The organism is Streptomyces sp. NBC_00306, assembly GCF_036169555.1.
Taxonomy (GTDB): Bacteria; Actinomycetota; Actinomycetes; order Streptomycetales; family Streptomycetaceae; genus Streptomyces; species Streptomyces achmelvichensis.
In genome coordinates this window covers 7,990,328-8,009,239 of sequence record NZ_CP108032.1, presented here as the reverse complement: position 1 = coordinate 8,009,239, position 18,912 = coordinate 7,990,328, and the positions used below count along the sequence as shown (strand labels likewise).

Sequence of the window (18,912 nt, the reverse complement as noted above, 5' to 3'; positions counted from 1 at the left end):
AACCGGCGGTCCAGCCCTTCCGCCGGGCCCTCTGATCAGGACGCCCGCGGACAACGGGCCCGTACCGCACGCCATTCCAGGTGACCGGTAGCGTGATCACCGGGAGCGACCGCGGGTCATCTCGGTGCGCCGTGATGTTGTAAAGATATGCCCCATGTCGAGTGATGAACTGGTGGTGGCTGTAGAGCCCTCGGCCGACGGTGTAGTGCTGATCAGCGTCCGGGGCAGCCTGGACGGATGGTCGGACGGCGATCGGCTGGTCGACGCTTTGACCAAAGCCGCTGAGGACCGAGGCAGGCGGACCGTCGTGGACCTGTCCGGTCTGACGTTTGCCGATTCCACGGCACTGCACGCCTTGCTGCACGGCCGGCGCAGTCACGCGGCAGCCGGCGTACCGCTGGTGTTGGCGGGCCCGATGAACGTCAAGGTACTCCGCCTGTTCGAGGTCACCGGAACGCAGGAAGCCTTCCAATTCGCGAGCAGCGTCGAACAAGCGCGCACGTGCTGATCGTCCCTGCCGAGCCGCACTCCGAACATACGCGCGGGTGTGTGCCCCGGCCGACCGGGCACGAGGACAACGCGATGAATGTGGAATTCGAGGCACCTGACCAGACTCCTCGTCCGGAACACGCACCGGACGAGGCCGAGACGGCTGCCGTGCGAAAGCGCGGGAAAGCGACGCAACCCCTGTCACCGGTGCCGCACAATGCCGCCGCAGCGCGGGACATGGTCACCAGACTGCTGAACTCACGCTTCTGCGGAATGCACGGGGAAAGTCTGGCGGACGTGGTGGTCGCAGACGCGCTCCTGGTGACCTCGGAGTTGGTGACAAACGCATTCCGCCACGGCGGCGGCCTCACCGAATTCACCGCGGAAATCACCGACGAAGGACTCCTCGTCGTCGTCGGTGACACCAGCACCCGCACACCGCTCGTCCCCGACAACGACGCCACGGAACCACCACGGATCGGTGGCTACGGCTGGCCACTGGTACGACGCCTCGCCGACAAGGTCACGATCACCCTCCATGCCCGAGGCAAGCACATCACCGCGCTGGTTCCTCTGGCCTGAACCAGAGCCGGTCTCGTGGCAGTTGCCGCGGTCGCCGCCCCGTTCGGAGGCGGCGTCGTCCGCGGTGGCGCGGACTCCTGGGCCTGCCGTGGGTGCTGACGACGCACCGGCTCCGGGGCCCGTGACGTTGAGCTGACCTGGCCGGCAGCCGGTGGATCATCGCCAACTCGCGGGTGCGGGGGTGAAGGGTGCGGCCGGAAGAGTTGCTCGAAGTCATGGATTTCAGCCTGCGGAGTCTGATGGCACGCCACGTGCGACCCCCATGCCTTCTCGGCCGCACGGCCGCGGAGCGTAATCGGTGAAGAACCGTGCCAGGAGCGGAGGTTGGTCAGCGGTGACGATGAGACACGGTTCAGGGCGCGCAGCTGTACTTGATGAGCCCGTCGATGAGCGGGGGCGCATCATCCATCGGATCCGGTCGAGCCGTTTGGTGAATTCGGCGTCTGTCTCACCGCCAGTGTGAACAGCTCCCGACAGGATTGAGGCGCCGACCACTGAGCAGCGCCGACTATCAGGAGATCGACCTCGCCGATGAGGAGCCCGGGGCCACCAGCGTCGTCGACCTGATGTCGGTCCTGGAGGGCAGCATCGATCGGGCGGACGGCACATGACGTAAGAAGCCCTCGGCACCGCGCCGGCAGACGTGCGCCGACCGCGACGGGGCACGAAGACCGGCCGCGAAGCAGGCGAAGTCAGCCGGACGGCAGCGGGCGCAGGCCCGCGAAGACCGTGCGGGCCACTGCCCGTGCGAACTCGTCGAGCGGACGGACCGGCTCGCTGCCCGGGAACGCCTTGAGGAACGCGCGCTGCAGACAAGCGCCCATCATCAGCGCCGCAGCTGCGTCGGTGTCCGCGTCCGGCGCGATCCGGCCGGCCTCACGCTCCGCGCGCAGATAGCCGGAGAGCGCATCGATCGGATGGTGCGGACCACTGCCCAGCGCGTGTACGCCCTCGGCATGGCGGCGCAGTAGCGCAGGCTCGGCGAAGAGCGAGGCGCCGATCGCGAAGGTGGACTCGTAGAAGGTCGCGGCCTGCCGGACGACCGTGACGAGGTTCTCCTCGACGCTGTGGCCGGCGGGTTCTTCGGTCAGCTCGACGAGCAGCGGACCGAGCTTCGGGAGGCGTTCCTGGAGGACGTGGAGGAAAAGATCTTCTTTGCTCGCGAAGTGCTTGTAGAGCGCGGCCTCCGAGCAGCCGGCTTCCCTGGCGATCTCCTTGGTGGTGGCACGGGCGAGCCCGATAGTGCGCATGAGCTGGTCGGCGGCGTCGAGGATGCGGGCCCGTGCAGGCTTCACGTGTGCGCTCCGGAAAGGCTTGACGGAGGGGTGGGTGAACACTCACCCTAGTGGTGAGTGAATACTTACCAACCCAGGGGGCGTAGCGATGAAACTGACCGTTTTCGGAGCGACCGGGGGCGTCGGGCACGAAATCGTCCGGCAAGCGCTCGCATCCGGCCACCAGGTGACCGCAGTGGTCCGCGACGCCGCTCGACTGACCGTCGACGACCCGGCCCTGCGGGTCGTCACCGCCGGGCTGAACGATCCAGAAGCCCTGCGGCCGGCCGTGGCGGGCCGCGACGCGGTGCTGTCAGGCGTCGGCGCGCGCGCCATCAAGCACGCAGGCGTCGCCACCACGTGCACCCGGACGATCCTGCGGGCCCTGGAGGCGGAGGGGGTGCGCCGCTTCCTGGCAGTGAGCGCGGCTCCCATAGGCCCGGTGCCGCCCGACGAAACGCTCCTGCTGCGCGCCGTGACCCCACTGATCTCGCGCGTGTACCGCAACGTGTACGCGGACCTGACGACGATGGAGGACGAAATCCGCCGGAGCACCACCGACTGGACGGTCGTACGGCCGCCCAAGCTCACCAACAAGCCCATGACCGGCGTCTACCGGACCGCGCTCGGCGCCAACCTGCGCGGTGGCAACGCGATCGGCCGGGCGGACGTGGCCCACGCGATGCTGCGCATGACGGACGACGCCTCGACCCTGAAGCAGGCAGTGGGCATCGCGTACTAGCCGCCGCGCCGTGGACGGCCCGGACGTCTGCACCACCCATCCCGCTCAATATGCCGAGCACCACGCCTCCCCTCCGCAGACCTCTCTCGATCAGCTGAAGGACTCCCCCACGGCCCTGGTCATCACTGACGAGGCGAACGTCCTGCGTGACGAGGGCGAGCAGTACGCCCAACACGCTCCGCGAGGCCCGACGTCGATGTCACCTCCGTCCGCGTCGCCGGCACGGTCCACGACGTCCTCCTCGTGGACAGCCTTCGCGACACCCGAGCCGCAAAGGTCGTTCGCAAGCTCGCTGTCGATCTTCTCCGCACCGCACTGCACGACGGGCGATCCTGCGCGCCTGCAGCGCATGCCCGGTCAGGCCTGGCCTGTCGGCGCCATCTCGGCGCCGACAGGCCAGGGCCCTTGTCGCCCCGTTCTGCTCTGCCGGCACCCGACCGGCCGCGCGACTGCGACGCACCCCACACCTCTCAATGTTTACGCTGATTACATCGATGCTCTAATGTAAGTAGTGCATACATCGTAAGCAATCGAGATGGAAGAGAGAACGGGATGACCAGCGAGCTGTTTTCGCCGCTGACCCTGCCCTCCGGCCAGGTGCTGAAGAACCGGATCGCGAAAGCGGCCATGGAAGAGAACATGGCCGCACAAGGCCAGCTCCCCGACTGGCAGTTGCTGTCGCTGTACCAGCGCTGGGCCGCCGGCGGTACCGGCCTGCTGATCACCGGAAACGTGATGGTCCATGCCCAGGCGCTGACCGGGCCCGCCGGTGTCGTGCTCGACGAGCACGCCCCCCTGAAGCCCTTCGCCGACTGGGCGAAGGCGGGCAAGTCCGGCGGCGGATCGATCTGGATGCAGATCAACCACCCCGGGCGGCAGGTCGCCTCGGACATGCCCGGTGTCGTGTGGGGCCCGACCGACATCGGCGTCAGCCTTGGCAAACACAGCAGCCGCTTCGGCCGCCCCACCGCCATGACCCCCCGGCAGATCCTCGAGACCGTGGCGCGCTACGCGGTGACCGCCCGACGCGCCGAGGAAGCCGGTTTCGACGGTGTCGAGATCCACGCCGCCCACGGCTACCTCCTGTCCCAGTTCCTCTCCCCCTTGGTCAACAAGCGCACCGACGAATGGGGCGGTTCGCTGGAAAACCGGGCCCGGATGCTGCTGGACATCGTCCGCGCCGTCCGTGCAGCCGTCTCCTCCTCCTTCACGGTCGCGGTCAAGCTCAACTCCGCCGACTTCCAGCGTGGCGGTTTCGGCGCCGATGACGCCCGCCAGGTGATCGAGATGCTCGCGCCCCTTGGCGTCGACCTGGTCGAACTGTCCGGCGGCAGCTACGAAAGCCCCGCCATGACCGGCCGCCCCGCCGACGACCGCACCCAGGCCCGCGAGGCCTACTTCCTCGACCTCGCCGCGGACCTCGTCAAGACCAGTCCCCTGCCGGTGATGCTCACCGGCGGCATCACCCGCCGCGTCACCGCGGAGAAGGTGCTCGACAGCGGCGTATCGGTTCTCGGCATGGGCACCGCGCTCGCCATCACCCCCGACCTCCCCGAACGCTGGCGCCAGGGCCGCGAAGCCGACCGAGCCATGCGACCGGTGACCTGGTCCGACAAGGCCCTCGCCTCCGCCGCCAGCATGGCCCAGGTGCGGCATCAGATGCGCCGACTCGCCCGCGGGCGCAGGACCAAGCCCGGCACCCACCCGACGATCGCCCTCGTCTCCGAGCGCCGCAAGCAGCAGCGTGCTCTGCGCAGCTACCGCGCCTGGCTGGCGCAGCCCCGGGCCACCCAGGCCTGAGGCTGTGACCGATGGCGCCTCGGTCCACACCGTCCACCGCGCGGCGCCATCGGCCACCCGATTCCCATTCCTCAAAGGAGCCGTCGCCCGCCGGTCCGGAGAAGGAAAGTCAAACCGAACCCGCGGCCCTGCCGGGAGCGTGAGCACAATCTGGTCCAGCAGTCTCTCCACTGCATACCGCCGACTCACGCAGGGCTGACACAGCACCCATCCAGTCTCGCGATCGAGCGGTTCGTGCGCGGCGATCGAGGGACTGACGAAGGGCCTTGCCCGTGATCGCGGTCCGCCGTGATCGCCATTCGGCAGACTCTGGCGATCGCTGCGAAAGAGCGGCCACGGCCCGGACCGGCCAGCGGCGGCGTGACGCTCCCGGCCTCGCCGCTGAGATGCACCCCAAGAATCCAGCATTCCCTTGTTGACAGCCCTTACAGCCAAACCTAAAGCGATGTGTACATCGTTTACATAGGATTGAGGAGCACGTCATGTCTTCGACACTGAAGGACACCGTGAGGGTCGACCTGGGCGGCCGTGAGGTAACGGTCCCGAAGGGCGGCCTGTACGACCGCTACCGGATGAACCCCGACCTCGACGAGATCGCCCGCGACCCCCGCGTCAGCAGCGTGGACTTCTTCCGCCAGCTGCCCAAGATCAAGGCGGACTCTCCGATCGGCCCCACGCTCACCCCGAACTTCTACTACGCGATCTCCACCACGCGGCTCACGATGATCGCGCCGACCCGGGCGATCCGCAGCCGACTGCCCGAGGAGCTCTCGCCGCTGGAGATCACGCCCGGCCTCGGTCTGGTCTCGGTCATGTTCTTCCGCTACGACGTGGCCGACATCGACTTCTACACCGAAGCCGCCGTCGGCATCGCCGTAAGGCCCGCCCGGCACGGCAAGTTCGGCTTCTTCGACCTCGTCACCGGGCTGAAGAACGAGCACCTCTACTCCTACGTGCTGTCTCTTCCCGTTAACTCGGACATCGCCCAGGTCCGCGGCCACGACGGCTATGGCTTCCCCAAGTGGGTCACCGAGCTCGACGTCGACATCGACGACCATCGGACGACCGCCCGCGTGGCCAACGACGCCGGCGGAGTCGACCTGTCGCTCCTGGCGAACACGCCGGCCCAGAGGGCCTACATGAGCGGAGAGCGCGTCGGCTCGCTCACCTCGTACACGTCGATCAACGGCTCGTGGCACTCCACGCTGAACCAGACCAACGTACTGAACGCCGGCACGACGCACAGCACCAGCGGCATCACCCTGCAGCTCGGTGAGGGCCGCATGTCCGACGATCTGCGGTCGCTCAAGCCGAAGCGGACCATCCAGTTCGACGTCATGACCGAAGGCCAGGCCGCCCTCCACATGCCGGTGCCCAACTCGGTCCGGAGCCGGAACAAGTAGCAGCAAGCGACAAGGAGTCCGACCCCATGGTCACCGACCACGCCAGCCGCCCCACCACCGGCCGCGGCCTGGGCCTGCCCGCGTCCATCACCCCGGCCCTGCTCACGCAGCTGACCGCGCAGGTCGCAGCCGCGCCGAATGCCGCGCGGGTCACCACCAACGCCCCCTACACCGGCGTGCCCCTGGCCGACTTTCCTGTCTCCACCCCTGAGGACGTCGAGGTGGCGTTCGGGCGGGCCCGGATCGCGCAGAAGTCCTGGGCCGCCACGCCGATCGCGGAGCGCAAGCGGATCATGCTGCGCTACCACGATCTCGTCCTGGCACGGCAGAATGAGGTGCTGGACCTGATGCAGGCCGAGAACGGCAAGACCCGCCGCGACGCCTACCTCGAGGTCGTCGACATCGGCATCGTCGCCCGCTACTACGCCCGCAACGCCGGCAAGTACCTCGGCCCCAAGCGCCGCCGCGGCGCGATCCCGCTACTGACACACACGACCGAGCTGCGGCACCCCAAGGGCGTCGTCACCGTCATCTCGCCGTGGAACTACCCGCTCAGCATGGCCGCCAGCGACACCATCGCGGCCTTGATGGCCGGCAACGCCGTCGTGCAGAAGCCCGACACCCAGACCGCGCTCACCGCCCTGTGGTCGATGAAGCTCATGTACGACGCGGGCCTGCCGGCCGACGTCTGGCAGATGGTGATCGGCCGGGGCAGCTCCATCGGCGGCGCACTGATGGACAACGCCAACTACATGATGTTCACCGGCTCCACCGCCACCGGACGCCACATCGCGAGCGACGCCGGCCAGCGCCTCATCGGCGCCTCCCTCGAACTCGGCGGCAAAAACGCCATGATCGTCCTGGACGACGCGGACATCGGCAAGGCCGCCGAGGGCGCCGTCAACGCCTGCTTCCCCTCCGCCGGGCAGCTGTGCGTCTCCATCGAGCGTCTCTACGTGGCCGAGTCCATCCGCGACACGTTCGTCGCCGCGTTCGTCGCCCGCACCAAGAAGCTCAAGGTCGGCGCCGCCTACGACTACAGCATCGACGTCGGCAGCCTCACCACTCCGTCCCAGCTCACCACCGTCACGACCCACATCGCCGACGCCGTCTCCAAGGGCGCCACCATCATCGCCGGCGGCAAGGCACGCCCCGATCTGGGACCGCTGTTCCACGAGCCGACCATCCTCACCGACGTCACGCCCGAGATGACGCTGTACGACCACGAGACCTTCGGCCCCGTCGTCTCCATCTACTCCTACCGCGACGTCGACGAGGCGGTCGCGCTGGCCAACGCATCGGCATACGGCCTCAACGCCAGCGTGTGGTCGGGCAACGGCGCACGCGGCCGAGCTGTCGCCGCCCGAATACACGCGGGCACCGTCAACGTCAACGAGGCCTTCGCCGCGGCCTGGGGAAGCATCGACGCCCCCATGGGCGGAATGGGCGACTCAGGACTCGGCCGGCGTCACGGCGCCGACGGCATCCTCAAGTACACCGAAGCCCAGACCGTCGCCCACCAGCGCATCCAGGGGTTCTACCCGCCGGCCCGTATCTCCCCCAAGACCTGGGCCACCCTCCTGACCGGCGCGCTGAAGGTCATGAAACGGGTCGGAGTCCGCTGAACAGCGTGTGGCACACAGCCGTGGCCACGATCGGGCCACGCCAGGAAAAGAGGGCGGCTTGTCCGCTCGACCGGCTCGCCCTCTTCGCCTGATCAACGGGCCGGCACCACCGCTTGTGAGGTGCCCGTCTGTTGCTGCCGGCAGATGCGGGACGCCGACAAAGGCCTCTCCAGGACCCCGTCCCGCGCCACAACCCCGCGACCTGCGCAGGTCCGAGCCCACGCCGGAAGACTCTGCCGCGACCCGCCAGGTTCCCCTGGGGCGACGCCCCCACGACAGAGGGGCCCGCGTCCCCCGATCCGCTGGGGATACCGGTGCCATCCGTCGACGTCGCCGCAAGGGTGGTCCACCGCCCAACGACGCACCGCCTCTTGGACGACCAGGCGCGGTAGCTGCCCAGGGCTACTCGCTGCCTTCGGCCCTCGGAGATCAGTGCGATCACCGAGTGGGTGCCAGGCTGGGGGTGCTCCTCCGGGCGAGGCGGCGCATCAGGTGCCGGACCCGAGCCATGCCGGCGGCCGGGGCGAGAGCCTTGCCGAACCATGTGACCGGCTCCAGCAGACGATCGGCCTCGCGGTGGTTCTTCCAGCGTTCGGGGAGATCAGGGGTGAGGGTGAGGGCGGTGCTCATCCCGACAAGCGCAACACCACACCGCTGTCGAGGCCTCTCGCAGCTGTGACGCGGCGGGTGCGCCGCCGGTGAGCATCAGCGGGATGGGGCCGGCCTTGACCAGGTCCCTTGGCGAAGTCGAGGAAGCAGGCCTCGCGGGCCTGGGCGCGGTTGTCCGCGGGACGGACGGCCGGTCATCGCGGGGCTTTCGCAGCTGCCGCCGGGGGTTGGACCAGGTCCACGCCGAGCGGTTCGACCACCGGGAAGGCCGGCCTTGTGCCGCCGTGTTCTCCTCCATGCCCGCCATGGCGATCCGGTTCTTCGGTACCCGGAGCGCATGATCGGAGGGCACGAGTTGCGGCGAGAACGGCTCACTGGTCATCCCAGTTCCCTCTCCCCTCTCAATCACCTATGATGTATGCGCCATAAACATAAGGAATGGTGACCTGTGTCTCAAACCGGCGGATACCACCATGGGGATCTACGTGCAGCCTGCCTGAGGGCCGCGAGAGAGCTGCTGGAGGAGGACGGCAGCGCCGCGCTCTCCCTCCGCGCGGTCGCCCGACGGGCCGGCGTCTCGGCCACGGCCCCCTACCGGCACTACGCGGACCGCGACGACCTCGTGTCCGCCGTCGCCGCGGAGGGGTACCGCGAGCTCGCCCAGCACCTGGCCGCGGCTCACCCCGCGCCCTCCACACCCGACGACCTGGCCGCCGTCGCAGTCGTGTACGTGCAGTTCGCCCTAGAGCACCCCGCCCTGTTCCGGGCGATGTTCGCCGAGCCCTGCGATCCGACCAGCGAAGAACGCGTCGCCGCGACCGCCGTCATCACGGAGTACGTCCAGAGCCTCGTTCGCGACGCCTTCCCCGGCGCCGACGACTCAGGCGCCCTGGCGACGACGGTGTGGGCCCTCGTACACGGCCTCGCCTTCCTCCATCTCGACGGCAAGCTCGACACCTCCACTCCTGAGGCCGTCGCCGCGCAGGTCCGGGCCTCCGTATACGCACTGTTCGCCGCCTCTCCGGCGCTGTCGCAGGCGGTATCCGCGCCGGTCGGCAGGTGACGGTCCAGGCGCACAGTGCCGGACACATCCGCCGGGCATTGTCAGCGGTACGTGGGCAGATGGCGTTGATCGCCCGCGAAGTGGGCGTGCCCGTTGGAGGTCAGGAGGGTGGTCCCGGACTTACCACCGTGAGGGTGGTGCGGAGGCGTTCACGGCCACCCGGTGGAGGGCGACGACGTCATCGTCTGTGCCTCAGTCGACGCAGAGATCGAACGAAGCCAACCGAGCCAACAGGCAAGCAGCTTGACCCTTGTCGCTGCAGCAGCCTGGCGCAGTCCACCGCCGCTGGCCCAGCCACCGAGAGGCATCTCGCACTCACACCGACCGTGACCGGAGGGATGACTGCCCTCACGACCACGGGCGACATGGGAGTTGCAGCAGCCTCGGCGAGTGCGCGAGGCGGTGTTTCGCGCACTCGCGTCATTCCTGCCCTGGGCAAGTTCCGTTTGCAGACGGGCCCAAGTGTCCTGCGCCAGAAATCCGTTGGTGGTTGTGCTGCGCGGCTGACGTTGGATCGTCCACCGTCCAACCGCGCCGGCCGTTGGCTGCCCTGCCGGAATACCCACCAACTTCAGACGCAGAACACGAGCCCGCAGGCCAGTGTGGGTTCGGCGTGCCGTCATCGCTCATGTGCGCCCGTCGCCAGATTTCGTTCCAGTTGAACGGGGTCTCCGGCACGAACCGGTGCCGCTGCCCGCACGGACATGGCGCCAGCGCCCGCGCGCACCCACGGCACAGCTCGACCCAACCGTGCCCGGTCGAGCTCAGCACTCGCGGTCCCTCATCCCCGCAAGCCGGGCAGCCGGGCAGCTCGGCACCGTCCAGAATCGCGTTCTGGCGCCGGACGTACTCGGACAGCCGCAGCGACGGGTGGCGAAACGGGTCTTCGTACCAGGCACGGTCGGGGCTTTCCCACCAGCTCTGCAGCCACCACGGCCGAGGGTTCGGTACAGCCCGCCGCCCAGCCTGCTTCTCAGCCCGGCGTTGCGCGGCGTACTCCTCCGCCCGCGCGAGCCACAGCACCCGCGCCTCATGCAGTTCCTCCACCGCCCGCACCGGCGCCTCCGGATCCGCCTCCAGCTGCCGAGGGATCGCGGCGTTGAGCGTGAGGTGGTGGTACGTCGCCCGGAAGCCGTACGGCGCAAAAAGGGTGAGGCAGGTCCGCAGCGCGCTGTGCCGGCGGCGGAGGGGAAGGCCGGCGTCGTGCACGCGCGCTCGGTGGGTCAGGAAGCTGGCCATGGTGTGGGCGCCAGGTCCAGTGCCCGTGCCAGGGCGGCGGTGACGGCGGCAGCGTGTGCCGGCAGGTGTTGTTCAGCCCAAGTTCCAGCAAGCTTGAGGAAGTCCTGCAAATCCTGTTGGGCGCCGGTGACGAGCCTGCGGACCTGGTCTACCGACAGCTCGATCACCGGGGAGCCGTCCGTCGCGTCGGCGTCGAGCGTCAGCCGGACGATGTCGCCAACGCGCTCGGCCATCGAGGACGGATCGTGGCCGAAGTAGGCGCTGCCGGTGCCATCGAGCACCTCCAGCCAGTCACGCCAGGTCTCCAGGCCGTTGCAGCAGCCCGGCTCGACGAAGACGGTGTCGGTGGCATTGTCGGTCACCCGGAGCCCTCCGGCGGCGAACAGGTCAGGCATGGTGAGCAGCCCGTGCAGGAATGTGCCGAGCGGGTCGGTCGGGCACGGCCCGTGCTCCTCCTCAGGCTCGAAGTCGTTGCAGCAGGCGATTCGCATCACCGCTGTGCCGACCTCCGCCGGAGTCAGCTCCCCGTTCAGCACGAGGTAGCCAAATGACTCGTGCTCGCCAACAGGCCAGAGCGCGAAGTCGTCGGCAGCGGAGATCTCCAGAACGGGGTGCATCACGATCACATGGGGATGATGCCGGACTCACTGCCACGCCGCCACGGGCTTTCACCTGCGGCATCGGACCTGGGCAATTCCGCGGTGCGCTCCGGGCAGGCGGTGCCGACATGGCGCATGGCGGTCTGCTCGGTGATACCGAACAGGAGCATCAGCCGGAGCGGGTCGGCGCAGTCGGCCGCCTCATTGAGGATGCGGTGTCGGCGGTACTGTCGGCCGATGGAGTCTGAGAAGTCGAACGAGTGCCCACTGCACGGTGCTGGGGTGAGCGCGCAGAGCTTGGTGGGTCGTCGGCTCGCGGAGGTCGTCGGGTCGTGGCACTTGTACGGCAGTGATGGCCCCGCGGGCCCGCTGGATGTCTGGCTGATCGATGATCGGGGTGCCGCCATCCACCTCACGACCGGATCGGATTGGTGTCTGATCGTTGGGGCGTCGAAGCCGCACGCCGGCTACGACATGGGCGCCTGGGGCGCGTCACGGTGGGGGCGACTGGTGAGGAGACACCTTTCGCGGACCACGTCGGGCAGGATGTTTCGGGGGTGCGGGAGGAGCACGCACCGAACACCGGGTGCGTCGCCCTGGAGCTCTCATTCCCCACGGGTCGGGTCCGTTGTGAGAGCTGGGCTGGGGACCTCCGCTTGACCTCGGTGTGATGATCTTGCCGTGGCTTGTGTGATCACGGCGTGAGAGTCGTTTGGGGCAGGCCCATTGGGGTGTCCACGTCGCTGGCGGGCCGCATCATCGACCACCTGATGCCGATGCTCGCGCTCCAGCCGCGCAAGCGGTTCGCCATGCTTGGCACTGCCCGCATGTACAACGTCGCCTTGGCCGGATAGCAGCGAGCGCACGCACCGCAACTGCCCCTGCCCGTCGCGACTCGACAATCGATTACGGGACAGCGCTCAAGGCGGGCCACGACAGGCCCAGCCCTGCGCCATTGCGCCTGACGTGGCAGCCGTGCCGCTGACCAGGCGTCTGCCAGGGACCGCTTTTGAGACGCGCGAAGCATGGGCAATTGGTGCTCTTGCGGAGTCGGAGTAGTTCTAGTGCGATTGCGGGGTGCTTCATCCCTGCCCCTCACTGAGGAAGGCCCTGGCATGACGTCCAATCCATTGCACAGCGTGATGTTCCGCTGGACCGGCGCGCGGGCGCTCGGCGTGAGCCGGACGTGACGCTGCGCCCGACGGGGGTACCGCCTGGGTCCTTGAGCGCCGAGCGCAGACCGATGCAGAGGGAGTCGTGATGGCCGTTACCAGCAGCAGTACACACGCGAGTGCTCCACCCAGGAGCCTCCAGCTGCCAGGAGTCACCCTGGGAGTGGGGCTCGGCGGGTTCGCCGACGGCATCGTGCTGCACCAACTTCTGCAGTGGCACCACATGCTCACCAGCACGAATCACGACCGGATCGGCGTGAAGTACTACCCCGCGACCACCATCGACGGCCTGAAGATGAACACGGTGTGGGACGGCATCTTCCACGTCATCTGCTGGGTCGCCGTCCTTGCGGGACTGGCCCTGCTGTACTCACGCGTGACCCACCACCGGCGTCGGGTCTGGACCTCGCCCGCCCTGTGGGGCTGGATCCTGGTCGGCTGGGGCTTGTTCAACATCGTCGAGGGTCTCGTCGACCATCAGATCCTCGGCATCCATCATGTCTACGCCGGAGCACAGCAGGCGTGGTGGGACGCGGGCTTCCTTCTCCTGGGCGCGTTGTTCGTCGCAGGGGGCTGGGCCATCCAGCGCCGCGGCCGGCCGTTCGACCCCGAGGGTGAAGACGAGTCGTCACGGTCCGGCCCGGCCGCTGCATGAGCGGCCATCCCGCGGAGCAACACCATGGCGGCCCGGCCCCTCAGCTGGACGTGTTGCTGCCGGTGACCGTGATCCTGGCGCTGGGCTCGCTGTATCTGCTCCTCGCGGCACTCGCCCGTCACCGCAACCCGGTAGCCGGGTGGAGCCGCCGGCGCACCGGCTGGTTCCTGACCGGCCTTGGTCTCCTCGCGCTGGCTCAGTTGCCGCCGGTGGCACCCTTCGCCCACGAAGACTTCCGCGGCCACATGCTCCAGCACCTGCTGGTCGGGATGTACGCTCCCCTCGCCCTCGTACTCGGGGCTCCGGTCACCCTCCTGCTGCGCACGCTGCCGACAGACCGGGCCCGGATGCTGTCCGGAATCCTGCGGAGCCGCCCGCTCCGGGTGATCACTCACCCCGCTCTGGCACTGGTGCTGAGCGTGGGATCACTCGGTGCCCTGTACTTCACACCCCTGTACGAGGCGATCGACGGGCAGTTGATCTGGCACCAGGTCCTCCACGCCCATTTCCTGCTCTCAGGTTGTCTGTTCGCGTGGGTCATCGCCGGTCCCGACCCCGCCCCTGCCCGGCCGGGCGTGCCCACCCGGCTGGTCGTCCTGGGCATCGCGATCGCCGCCCACGCCATCCTGGCGCAGATGATGTATGCAGGTCTCTACCTCGGCGTCCGCGCCCCTGCCGAGCAGATCCAAGGCGGCGCGGAGATCATGTACTACGGCGGAGATATCGGCGAACTCCTGCTGGCAGCCGCGCTCGTGGCTACCTGGCGCCCCACACCCCGCACCAAGCGGCAGTCCCACAGCGCCGCCACCCGGTGAAGAGTGGCGTTCGGGCCATCAGCTGATGCCAGAGGGCACTCGCAGCATCGCTGACCGGCCTCCGGGAGCCAGCCCGATTCGCGGTCACCGTAAGGGGCCATGATCTCTCGACCCATGTCAGCTCCAGCCCAAAGCCGCTACGCCGACCTCGCGCCCGACAAACACGGACGCCAACCCCACCCGGGCCGGCCAATGAGCCAGAGCGAGCAGCCCGACGGACAGCAGCAATGCTGCAGTCGCGGCGCCGCAGGATTGCGGTGATCCTGTCAGGGGAGCGTGGCTGGCTTCGCACTGCCGGTGTGCGTCGTTACCGCGCTGTACAGAAGGGCGGCAGCCATGGCGGCGATGCCTGACAAGGCACGACTCGGGTCTGACAGCAGCGACAAGATCAACGGTGCGTCCTTGTTCGCCGGAGCCGCACTGATGCTCAGCGGGCCGCTCAGCATTCTCATGGGTGCATCCGGCATCGCGCAGGACACCGTGTTCGCCATCTCATCCCACTACGCATACCGGTTCGACCTCACCGCTTGGGGCGTGATTCATCTGGCGGTCGGAGTGGCACTCGTCATCGCTGGCCTGGGCGTCGTGGCAGGCAAGAGTTGGGGTCGCGGGGCCGGCGCAGCGGTGGCAGGAATCAGCCTGATCACTCAGTTCATGTTCATTCCGTACTACCCGGCGTGGGCCATCACCGTGATGACACTCGACCTCTTGATCGTGTTTGCATTGACGAGGGCCCATGTCGAAACCAGAGGCGGTCACTGAACCGAACCACAAGAATTGAGCCGACATGCCCGCGGTGTGCCCGATCAGGCTGACTGCCAGTCGGCAATGCGGGGAGTGGCCCGCATTACCTCTGCATCGAGCCGTGCAGCGAGAACTCCTGGCTACAGCCGGGCGAGGCCGTCACCGTGTCGCCGGTCAGCCATGGCATCAACGTGGAGTTCACGGTGCGCGTCGCGACCGAGCTGTTGAGTGTGTGGCTCAGCGAAGACGGCGATCGCCAAGTGGCGAAAACCTCGCAATTCACCTGGTTGGCGCGTTTGAATGGCCGCCACGACCAGCGCGGGCTTCCCTTTATCTGGACCGCAATGGCGTTCGAGTGGGAGGTGGCCGATGTACAACATGTACGCCGACCGCGGAGAAGCAGAGAGCGGCACCGACATGCTGGGGTATGCCGTCGACGGCAATGGCCATGCCTTGTGCGCCCGGAGTTTCACCGCGATGCAGACGCCACACGGTGGGTGCGACCGCGAGGACCACTGCTGCGGCCGTATGAACGCCGTCGCCGGGGCAGTTCGCCCTTCTCCCCTTCTCGTGGGGGATCCACGTACGCCGGGCGTGGGGGGCGGCCCCCATGGTTGCTGACACCTCCCCCCAGTTGAACCGGCATCGGCCGCGGCTTGTCGCCCGATGGCGCGAATCGGCAACTCAGCACCTCACTCCCACGAAGAGGTCGCTGATCGTGACGTGGATCGCGTTCGGCGTCACTTGGGGGACCGTGCGAACCATCACCCATGGCATCCGCGGCGGATGGCTTCCCTGGGGGAACATCTCCGCCGGCGGCCGGCACCTGCACCACTACAACATCGGCATCGGCACTCTGGCCGGCGTCGGCATCATCGCCGTACGCGGCGATGAACGCGCCGTCGGCCACCCCGCCGTCGCCGCAGCATACGGCGCGGGAACCGCACTCATCGCCGACGAATTCGCCCTGCTCCTCGACCTGCAAGACGTCTACTGGACCCAGCAGGGACGCCTCAGCGTGGACGTCTCCCTCGGCATCCTGTCCGCACTCGGCGCCTACCTGACCGCCATACCGTTCTGGCACGAGTGTGCTCGAGTGACTCGCCACCACATCGCCTCCGCGGCCAGGCGAAACCTGAAGGTCCCCGGCTGACCACCAGGCGCGCTCCTGCGGCGCGGGGTGACGCAGCCGGCCCTCCGGGATCGCGTGCGCGCCAGTGTGTGGTGCGGTTCAGCTTCTGCTGCGATGTGGAGAAGGGGAGGCGCCCGCCGACGTGATTGACGACCTCTCCGTCCAGGACGACGAACTGTCCAGGGGTCGTGCACGGCCCTGTGGACCGGCGGGGCCGTGGACGAGGACTCTGACGGCTCCCGCCAACCGATTCACCCAGCCGCATTGCCGACGTCGAAGCCAAACCGCTCGAACCTCGGACCAGATGAAGGCAGGCTTCGCCCGGATATGATGCATTTTGTGATCACGCCCGGGCGGCTGCGGCGTCGTCGTCCCCACGACGGCCGGTGGGAAGCTGCCCGGCTGTCACCGGTGATCCTTACCGTTCTCATCGTCGGCCTGGCATTCTCCACACCGCGGGAGATCGCCTTCAGCCGCCTCCTGCCCGCCGCACCCGCCCTCGCCGCCGCGATGTGGCCCGTGCTCCCCACGCTCCTGCTGGGGACGTTCTGCCTGCTGGTCATGATCGGCCTCAGCTTCGTCTACACCGACCTGGGGACCCCGTACACGGCGGCCGCGATCGTCGCGGTCACCTTGGCGGCCGCGTACGCGAGCCATGTCCGCCTTCAGCGGGAGGAGACCCTCTTCCACGTCCGGCTCGTCGCCGACGCAGCCCAGAGGGTGCTGCTCCGTCCTCCACCGCGCCTTGTCGCGCACCTGGAAATCGAGTCGCTGTATCTGGCAGCCCAGGAGCAGGCCCGCATCGGCGGCGACTTCTACGAGGTGGCCGATACGCCCTACGGGGTCCGGATGCTGATCGGCGATGTACGGGGCAAGGGCCTGCCCGCGGTCGGAGCGGCCGCGGCAGTGGTCAGCAGTTTCAGGGAGGCCGCGTACGACGAGCCGGACCTGACGGGCGTCATCCATCGCCTGGAGACCAGCATCACCCGCCACAGCGCCACGTTCCCCGCCCAGGACCTGCCGGAGCGCTTCGCCACCGCTCTACTCGTCGAGATCCCCCACGGCAGAGGCCACATCAGACTCCTCAACTGCGGGCACCCCCCGCCACTGCTCGTGCACCGCGGGGAGATCCGCGTCCTGGACCCCACCGCCGCCTCACCGCCCCTCAACCTCGCGACGCTCATCGGAGACCGCTACTACGTCGACACCGTCGCCTTCACCCCGGGCGACCAGCTCCTGCTCTACACCGACGGAGTAACGGAGAGCCGGGACAGGACCGGCGAGTTCTTCCCCCTGTCGGACTGGATGCGGCGACAGGGCCCGGTGCCGCCTCGCGAACTGCTCGACCGACTTCACCGGGCCCTGCTCCACTACAGCGGCGGAAGGCTCGACGACGACATCGCAGCCCTCGCCGTGCGGTGCCCGGACAACGGGGCCCAGGAGCACCCCGCGTAGGTGCCCACCCCCGGGCCAGTGGGGCACGCGTGGATCCCGGCCATCGCCACATGGCGTCGCGTACGGGGCAGGCGTAGCGTCGATGGGGGGCGAGATGGGCACGTGGGGGCTCTGGCGTGCACCGACCGACTTGCCGGGAGGTTGCGGCATGGTACGGGGTATCCGCAACACTGTTGGAGTGATCTTGGCCCTCGTCGGCGCCGCCGCGGCGCTCTGGGCGCCCTTCCGCAGTTGGTACAACGGCCGTCTCGGACATGACTTCCGGGTCTGGGAACTCTTCACCGGAGCCGGCGTGACGAACTCGGGCGCGGGGCTGTTCGCGTCCCTGTTCCTGCCCCTCCTCGTCGGCGCGATCGTCACCCTCCTCGGCGTGATCTTTAGATCGCGACTGCTGGTCCTCGTCGCCGGAATCATCACCCTCGGATTCGCCATCCTCTGGATGGTCCGGCAGGGGCAGGCAGAGGGCAGTCTGACGGTGACGGGAGACAGCAACGGGCTCGGCAGCGGAGTGGCACTCGCCCTGCTCGGCGGTCTCCTCATGCTGATCGGTTCGGCCGTCATGGGCGGACGCGAGTCCCGGGCCGTGCGCAACGCCCGCGACGAGCAGCAACAGCGGGAGGCGATCCACGCCGAGGACCGGGAGCACCTCGGCGCTGGGACCGACCGCCCGTACGGCATGGCCGCCCGGGACCAGGACACAGCGGACGCGACAGCTCGAGACAGCGCCGAGGACATGCGGCCCGCGGCAGGCACCGGTTCTGCCCGACAAACCGCACCGGGAGGCGGCACGCCGCAAGGATTCGCACGGCGGCCGCAGCCGGCATCGCCACCGCGCAGCCGCCCGGTCCCCGCGAGGGAGACGGACAGCCCTGACCGGGGACGCGGCGATTCCGACCGTACGCAGTACGAGCAGAACGACGAGACCGGCGACTCCCGTGCATCGGACGAAGACCGCTCGGGCCACGGCAGGCACCGCCGTGACCGGCCCTGAGCAGCGCCGGTCCCGTCCGGGACGAGAGACCGGCGACACCGCGGGCGGGTGATGTCGGCCAGAGAGTGCTGGTGGCGTCCTGCGGACGCCGACGCGGATCTCCCGCAGCGCCAGTGGACGCCCACCTGTTTGGGGGCTACCGGCGGGCGTGCCGGTCAGCGAGCGCGCCGGATGCCCGTGCGGCTTGATCGGCGACGGACTGCGGGGCGTTCCAGGGGCAGGGAGCATGCCCTGCTGCTGGAACAGGGCCAGTCCGTCTCCCGGCCGCCGTCGCGGCCCATCCCGGCGCCGACGCCAGCGGAACCAAGAGTGCGATGTCGCACTCGTCCGCGCCCAGCCGGACCGCGTACGCCGCGATCCGCCCGCTCCTCCTTCAGTCGCCCGCCATAGGAGCCCCCCATCCTGCGCGCGGCGACCGACCCGACCGCCCGAGGGGGCAGTACTACTGCCCCCTCGGATTCCAGCGGAGCAACGCCTACCCCACAACCGTGAGGCCGAGCGCTGTGTCGTACGACGCGACCAC

Annotated in this window: 18 protein-coding genes and 2 pseudogenes; 16 read left to right on the top strand and 4 right to left on the bottom strand. The window is 68.6% G+C overall.

Annotated elements, in window-relative coordinates:
- The first annotated feature begins 154 nt into the window (after positions 1-154).
- The 3 genes from OHA05_RS35720 (at position 155) to OHA05_RS35710 (ending at position 1,682) form a co-directional block, all read left to right on the top strand.
- Complete coding sequence (locus OHA05_RS35720; RefSeq protein WP_328862909.1) at positions 155-508, top strand: STAS domain-containing protein; 354 nt, start codon at positions 155-157, stop codon at positions 506-508.
- A gap of 149 nt (positions 509-657) precedes the next feature.
- Entirely contained in the window at positions 658-1,071 is a 414-nt protein-coding gene (locus tag OHA05_RS35715; RefSeq protein ID WP_328863524.1) for an ATP-binding protein, read from the top strand.
- Positions 1,072-1,550: 479 nt separating this feature from the next.
- Positions 1,551-1,682, top strand: coding sequence for a hypothetical protein (locus tag OHA05_RS35710; RefSeq protein WP_328862908.1), 132 nt, complete (start codon positions 1,551-1,553; stop codon positions 1,680-1,682).
- Between the two features lie 81 nt (positions 1,683-1,763).
- On the opposite strand, the gene OHA05_RS35705 is transcribed toward OHA05_RS35710, so the two are convergent.
- Positions 1,764-2,366: a TetR/AcrR family transcriptional regulator gene (locus OHA05_RS35705; RefSeq protein ID WP_328862907.1), complete on the bottom strand. Its 603-nt coding sequence runs from the start codon at positions 2,364-2,366 to the stop codon at positions 1,764-1,766.
- A gap of 88 nt (positions 2,367-2,454) precedes the next feature.
- Here OHA05_RS35705 and OHA05_RS35700 point away from each other — a divergent pair, with 88 nt between their 5' ends.
- The 5 genes and pseudogenes from OHA05_RS35700 (at position 2,455) to OHA05_RS35680 (ending at position 7,915) form a co-directional block, all read left to right on the top strand.
- Positions 2,455-3,087 carry an NAD(P)-dependent oxidoreductase gene (locus OHA05_RS35700; protein ID WP_328862906.1) on the top strand — a complete coding sequence of 211 codons (633 nt, stop codon included), beginning with the start codon at positions 2,455-2,457 and terminating at the stop codon, positions 3,085-3,087.
- 22 nt (positions 3,088-3,109) lie between these two features.
- Positions 3,110-3,411, top strand: a pseudogene (locus tag OHA05_RS35695) (alpha/beta hydrolase fold domain-containing protein); the annotation flags it as partial.
- Positions 3,412-3,639: 228 nt separating this feature from the next.
- Complete coding sequence (locus OHA05_RS35690) at positions 3,640-4,887, top strand: NADH:flavin oxidoreductase/NADH oxidase family protein (protein WP_328862905.1); 1,248 nt, start codon at positions 3,640-3,642, stop codon at positions 4,885-4,887.
- Between the two features lie 482 nt (positions 4,888-5,369).
- Positions 5,370-6,290: an acetoacetate decarboxylase family protein gene (locus OHA05_RS35685; RefSeq protein WP_328862904.1), complete on the top strand. Its 921-nt coding sequence runs from the start codon at positions 5,370-5,372 to the stop codon at positions 6,288-6,290.
- 26 nt (positions 6,291-6,316) lie between these two features.
- Positions 6,317-7,915: a succinic semialdehyde dehydrogenase gene (locus OHA05_RS35680; protein ID WP_328862903.1), complete on the top strand. Its 1,599-nt coding sequence runs from the start codon at positions 6,317-6,319 to the stop codon at positions 7,913-7,915.
- 438 nt (positions 7,916-8,353) lie between these two features.
- Here OHA05_RS35680 and OHA05_RS35675 read toward each other — a convergent pair whose 3' ends face one another.
- Positions 8,354-8,545 (bottom strand): hypothetical protein, encoded by a 192-nt coding sequence (locus OHA05_RS35675; RefSeq protein ID WP_328862902.1) that lies wholly within the window; start codon positions 8,543-8,545, stop codon positions 8,354-8,356.
- 427 nt (positions 8,546-8,972) lie between these two features.
- Between OHA05_RS35675 and OHA05_RS35670 the strand changes: the two genes are divergently transcribed.
- Complete coding sequence (locus OHA05_RS35670; RefSeq protein ID WP_328862901.1) at positions 8,973-9,587, top strand: TetR/AcrR family transcriptional regulator; 615 nt, start codon at positions 8,973-8,975, stop codon at positions 9,585-9,587.
- 420 nt (positions 9,588-10,007) lie between these two features.
- Here OHA05_RS35670 and OHA05_RS35665 read toward each other — a convergent pair whose 3' ends face one another.
- Entirely contained in the window at positions 10,008-10,826 is an 819-nt protein-coding gene (locus OHA05_RS35665) for a hypothetical protein (RefSeq protein ID WP_328862900.1), read from the bottom strand.
- Positions 10,811-11,443, bottom strand: a complete 633-nt coding sequence (locus OHA05_RS35660) for a hypothetical protein (RefSeq protein ID WP_328863523.1) — start codon at positions 11,441-11,443, stop codon at positions 10,811-10,813. Before OHA05_RS35660 ends, OHA05_RS35665 begins: the two co-directional genes overlap by 16 nt.
- A 710-nt stretch (positions 11,444-12,153) precedes the next feature.
- On the opposite strand from OHA05_RS35660, the pseudogene OHA05_RS35655 reads away from it, so the two are divergent.
- From OHA05_RS35655 to OHA05_RS35625, 7 genes and pseudogenes are all read left to right on the top strand, one after another.
- Positions 12,154-12,234: pseudogene (locus tag OHA05_RS35655) on the top strand (IS5/IS1182 family transposase); the annotation flags it as partial.
- Between the two features lie 451 nt (positions 12,235-12,685).
- Complete coding sequence (locus OHA05_RS35650; protein WP_328862899.1) at positions 12,686-13,252, top strand: DUF2243 domain-containing protein; 567 nt, start codon at positions 12,686-12,688, stop codon at positions 13,250-13,252.
- A complete protein-coding gene (locus OHA05_RS35645; protein ID WP_328862898.1) occupies positions 13,249-14,067 on the top strand; it encodes a cytochrome c oxidase assembly protein in 819 nt (272 codons plus the stop codon). Before OHA05_RS35650 ends, OHA05_RS35645 begins: the two co-directional genes overlap by 4 nt.
- A gap of 276 nt (positions 14,068-14,343) precedes the next feature.
- A complete protein-coding gene (locus tag OHA05_RS35640; RefSeq protein ID WP_328862897.1) occupies positions 14,344-14,829 on the top strand; it encodes a DUF7144 family membrane protein in 486 nt (161 codons plus the stop codon).
- 700 nt (positions 14,830-15,529) lie between these two features.
- On the top strand, positions 15,530-15,964 hold the full coding sequence (locus tag OHA05_RS35635; RefSeq protein WP_328862896.1) for a hypothetical protein: 435 nt from the start codon (positions 15,530-15,532) through the stop codon (positions 15,962-15,964).
- 390 nt (positions 15,965-16,354) lie between these two features.
- A complete protein-coding gene (locus tag OHA05_RS35630; RefSeq protein ID WP_328862895.1) occupies positions 16,355-17,398 on the top strand; it encodes a PP2C family protein-serine/threonine phosphatase in 1,044 nt (347 codons plus the stop codon).
- 178 nt (positions 17,399-17,576) lie between these two features.
- A complete protein-coding gene (locus OHA05_RS35625; RefSeq protein WP_328862894.1) occupies positions 17,577-18,389 on the top strand; it encodes a hypothetical protein in 813 nt (270 codons plus the stop codon).
- The last annotated feature ends 523 nt before the right edge of the window (positions 18,390-18,912 follow it).

What these genes read in the sequence shown, in the direction of transcription:
- OHA05_RS35650 (WP_328862899.1), top strand. Translation starts at nt 12,686, where the DNA reads ATGGCCGTTACCAGCAGCAGTACACACGCGAGTGCTCCACCCAGGAGC.
- OHA05_RS35660 (WP_328863523.1), bottom strand. Translation starts at nt 11,443, where the DNA reads ATGCACCCCGTTCTGGAGATCTCCGCTGCCGACGACTTCGCGCTCTGG.
- OHA05_RS35675 (WP_328862902.1), bottom strand. Translation starts at nt 8,545, where the DNA reads ATGAGCACCGCCCTCACCCTCACCCCTGATCTCCCCGAACGCTGGAAG.
- OHA05_RS35690 (WP_328862905.1), top strand. Translation starts at nt 3,640, where the DNA reads ATGACCAGCGAGCTGTTTTCGCCGCTGACCCTGCCCTCCGGCCAGGTG.
- OHA05_RS35720 (WP_328862909.1), top strand. Translation starts at nt 155, where the DNA reads ATGTCGAGTGATGAACTGGTGGTGGCTGTAGAGCCCTCGGCCGACGGT.
- OHA05_RS35645 (WP_328862898.1), top strand. Translation starts at nt 13,249, where the DNA reads ATGAGCGGCCATCCCGCGGAGCAACACCATGGCGGCCCGGCCCCTCAG.
- OHA05_RS35700 (WP_328862906.1), top strand. Translation starts at nt 2,455, where the DNA reads ATGAAACTGACCGTTTTCGGAGCGACCGGGGGCGTCGGGCACGAAATC.
- OHA05_RS35665 (WP_328862900.1), bottom strand. Translation starts at nt 10,826, where the DNA reads ATGGCCAGCTTCCTGACCCACCGAGCGCGCGTGCACGACGCCGGCCTT.
- OHA05_RS35680 (WP_328862903.1), top strand. Translation starts at nt 6,317, where the DNA reads ATGGTCACCGACCACGCCAGCCGCCCCACCACCGGCCGCGGCCTGGGC.
- OHA05_RS35685 (WP_328862904.1), top strand. Translation starts at nt 5,370, where the DNA reads ATGTCTTCGACACTGAAGGACACCGTGAGGGTCGACCTGGGCGGCCGT.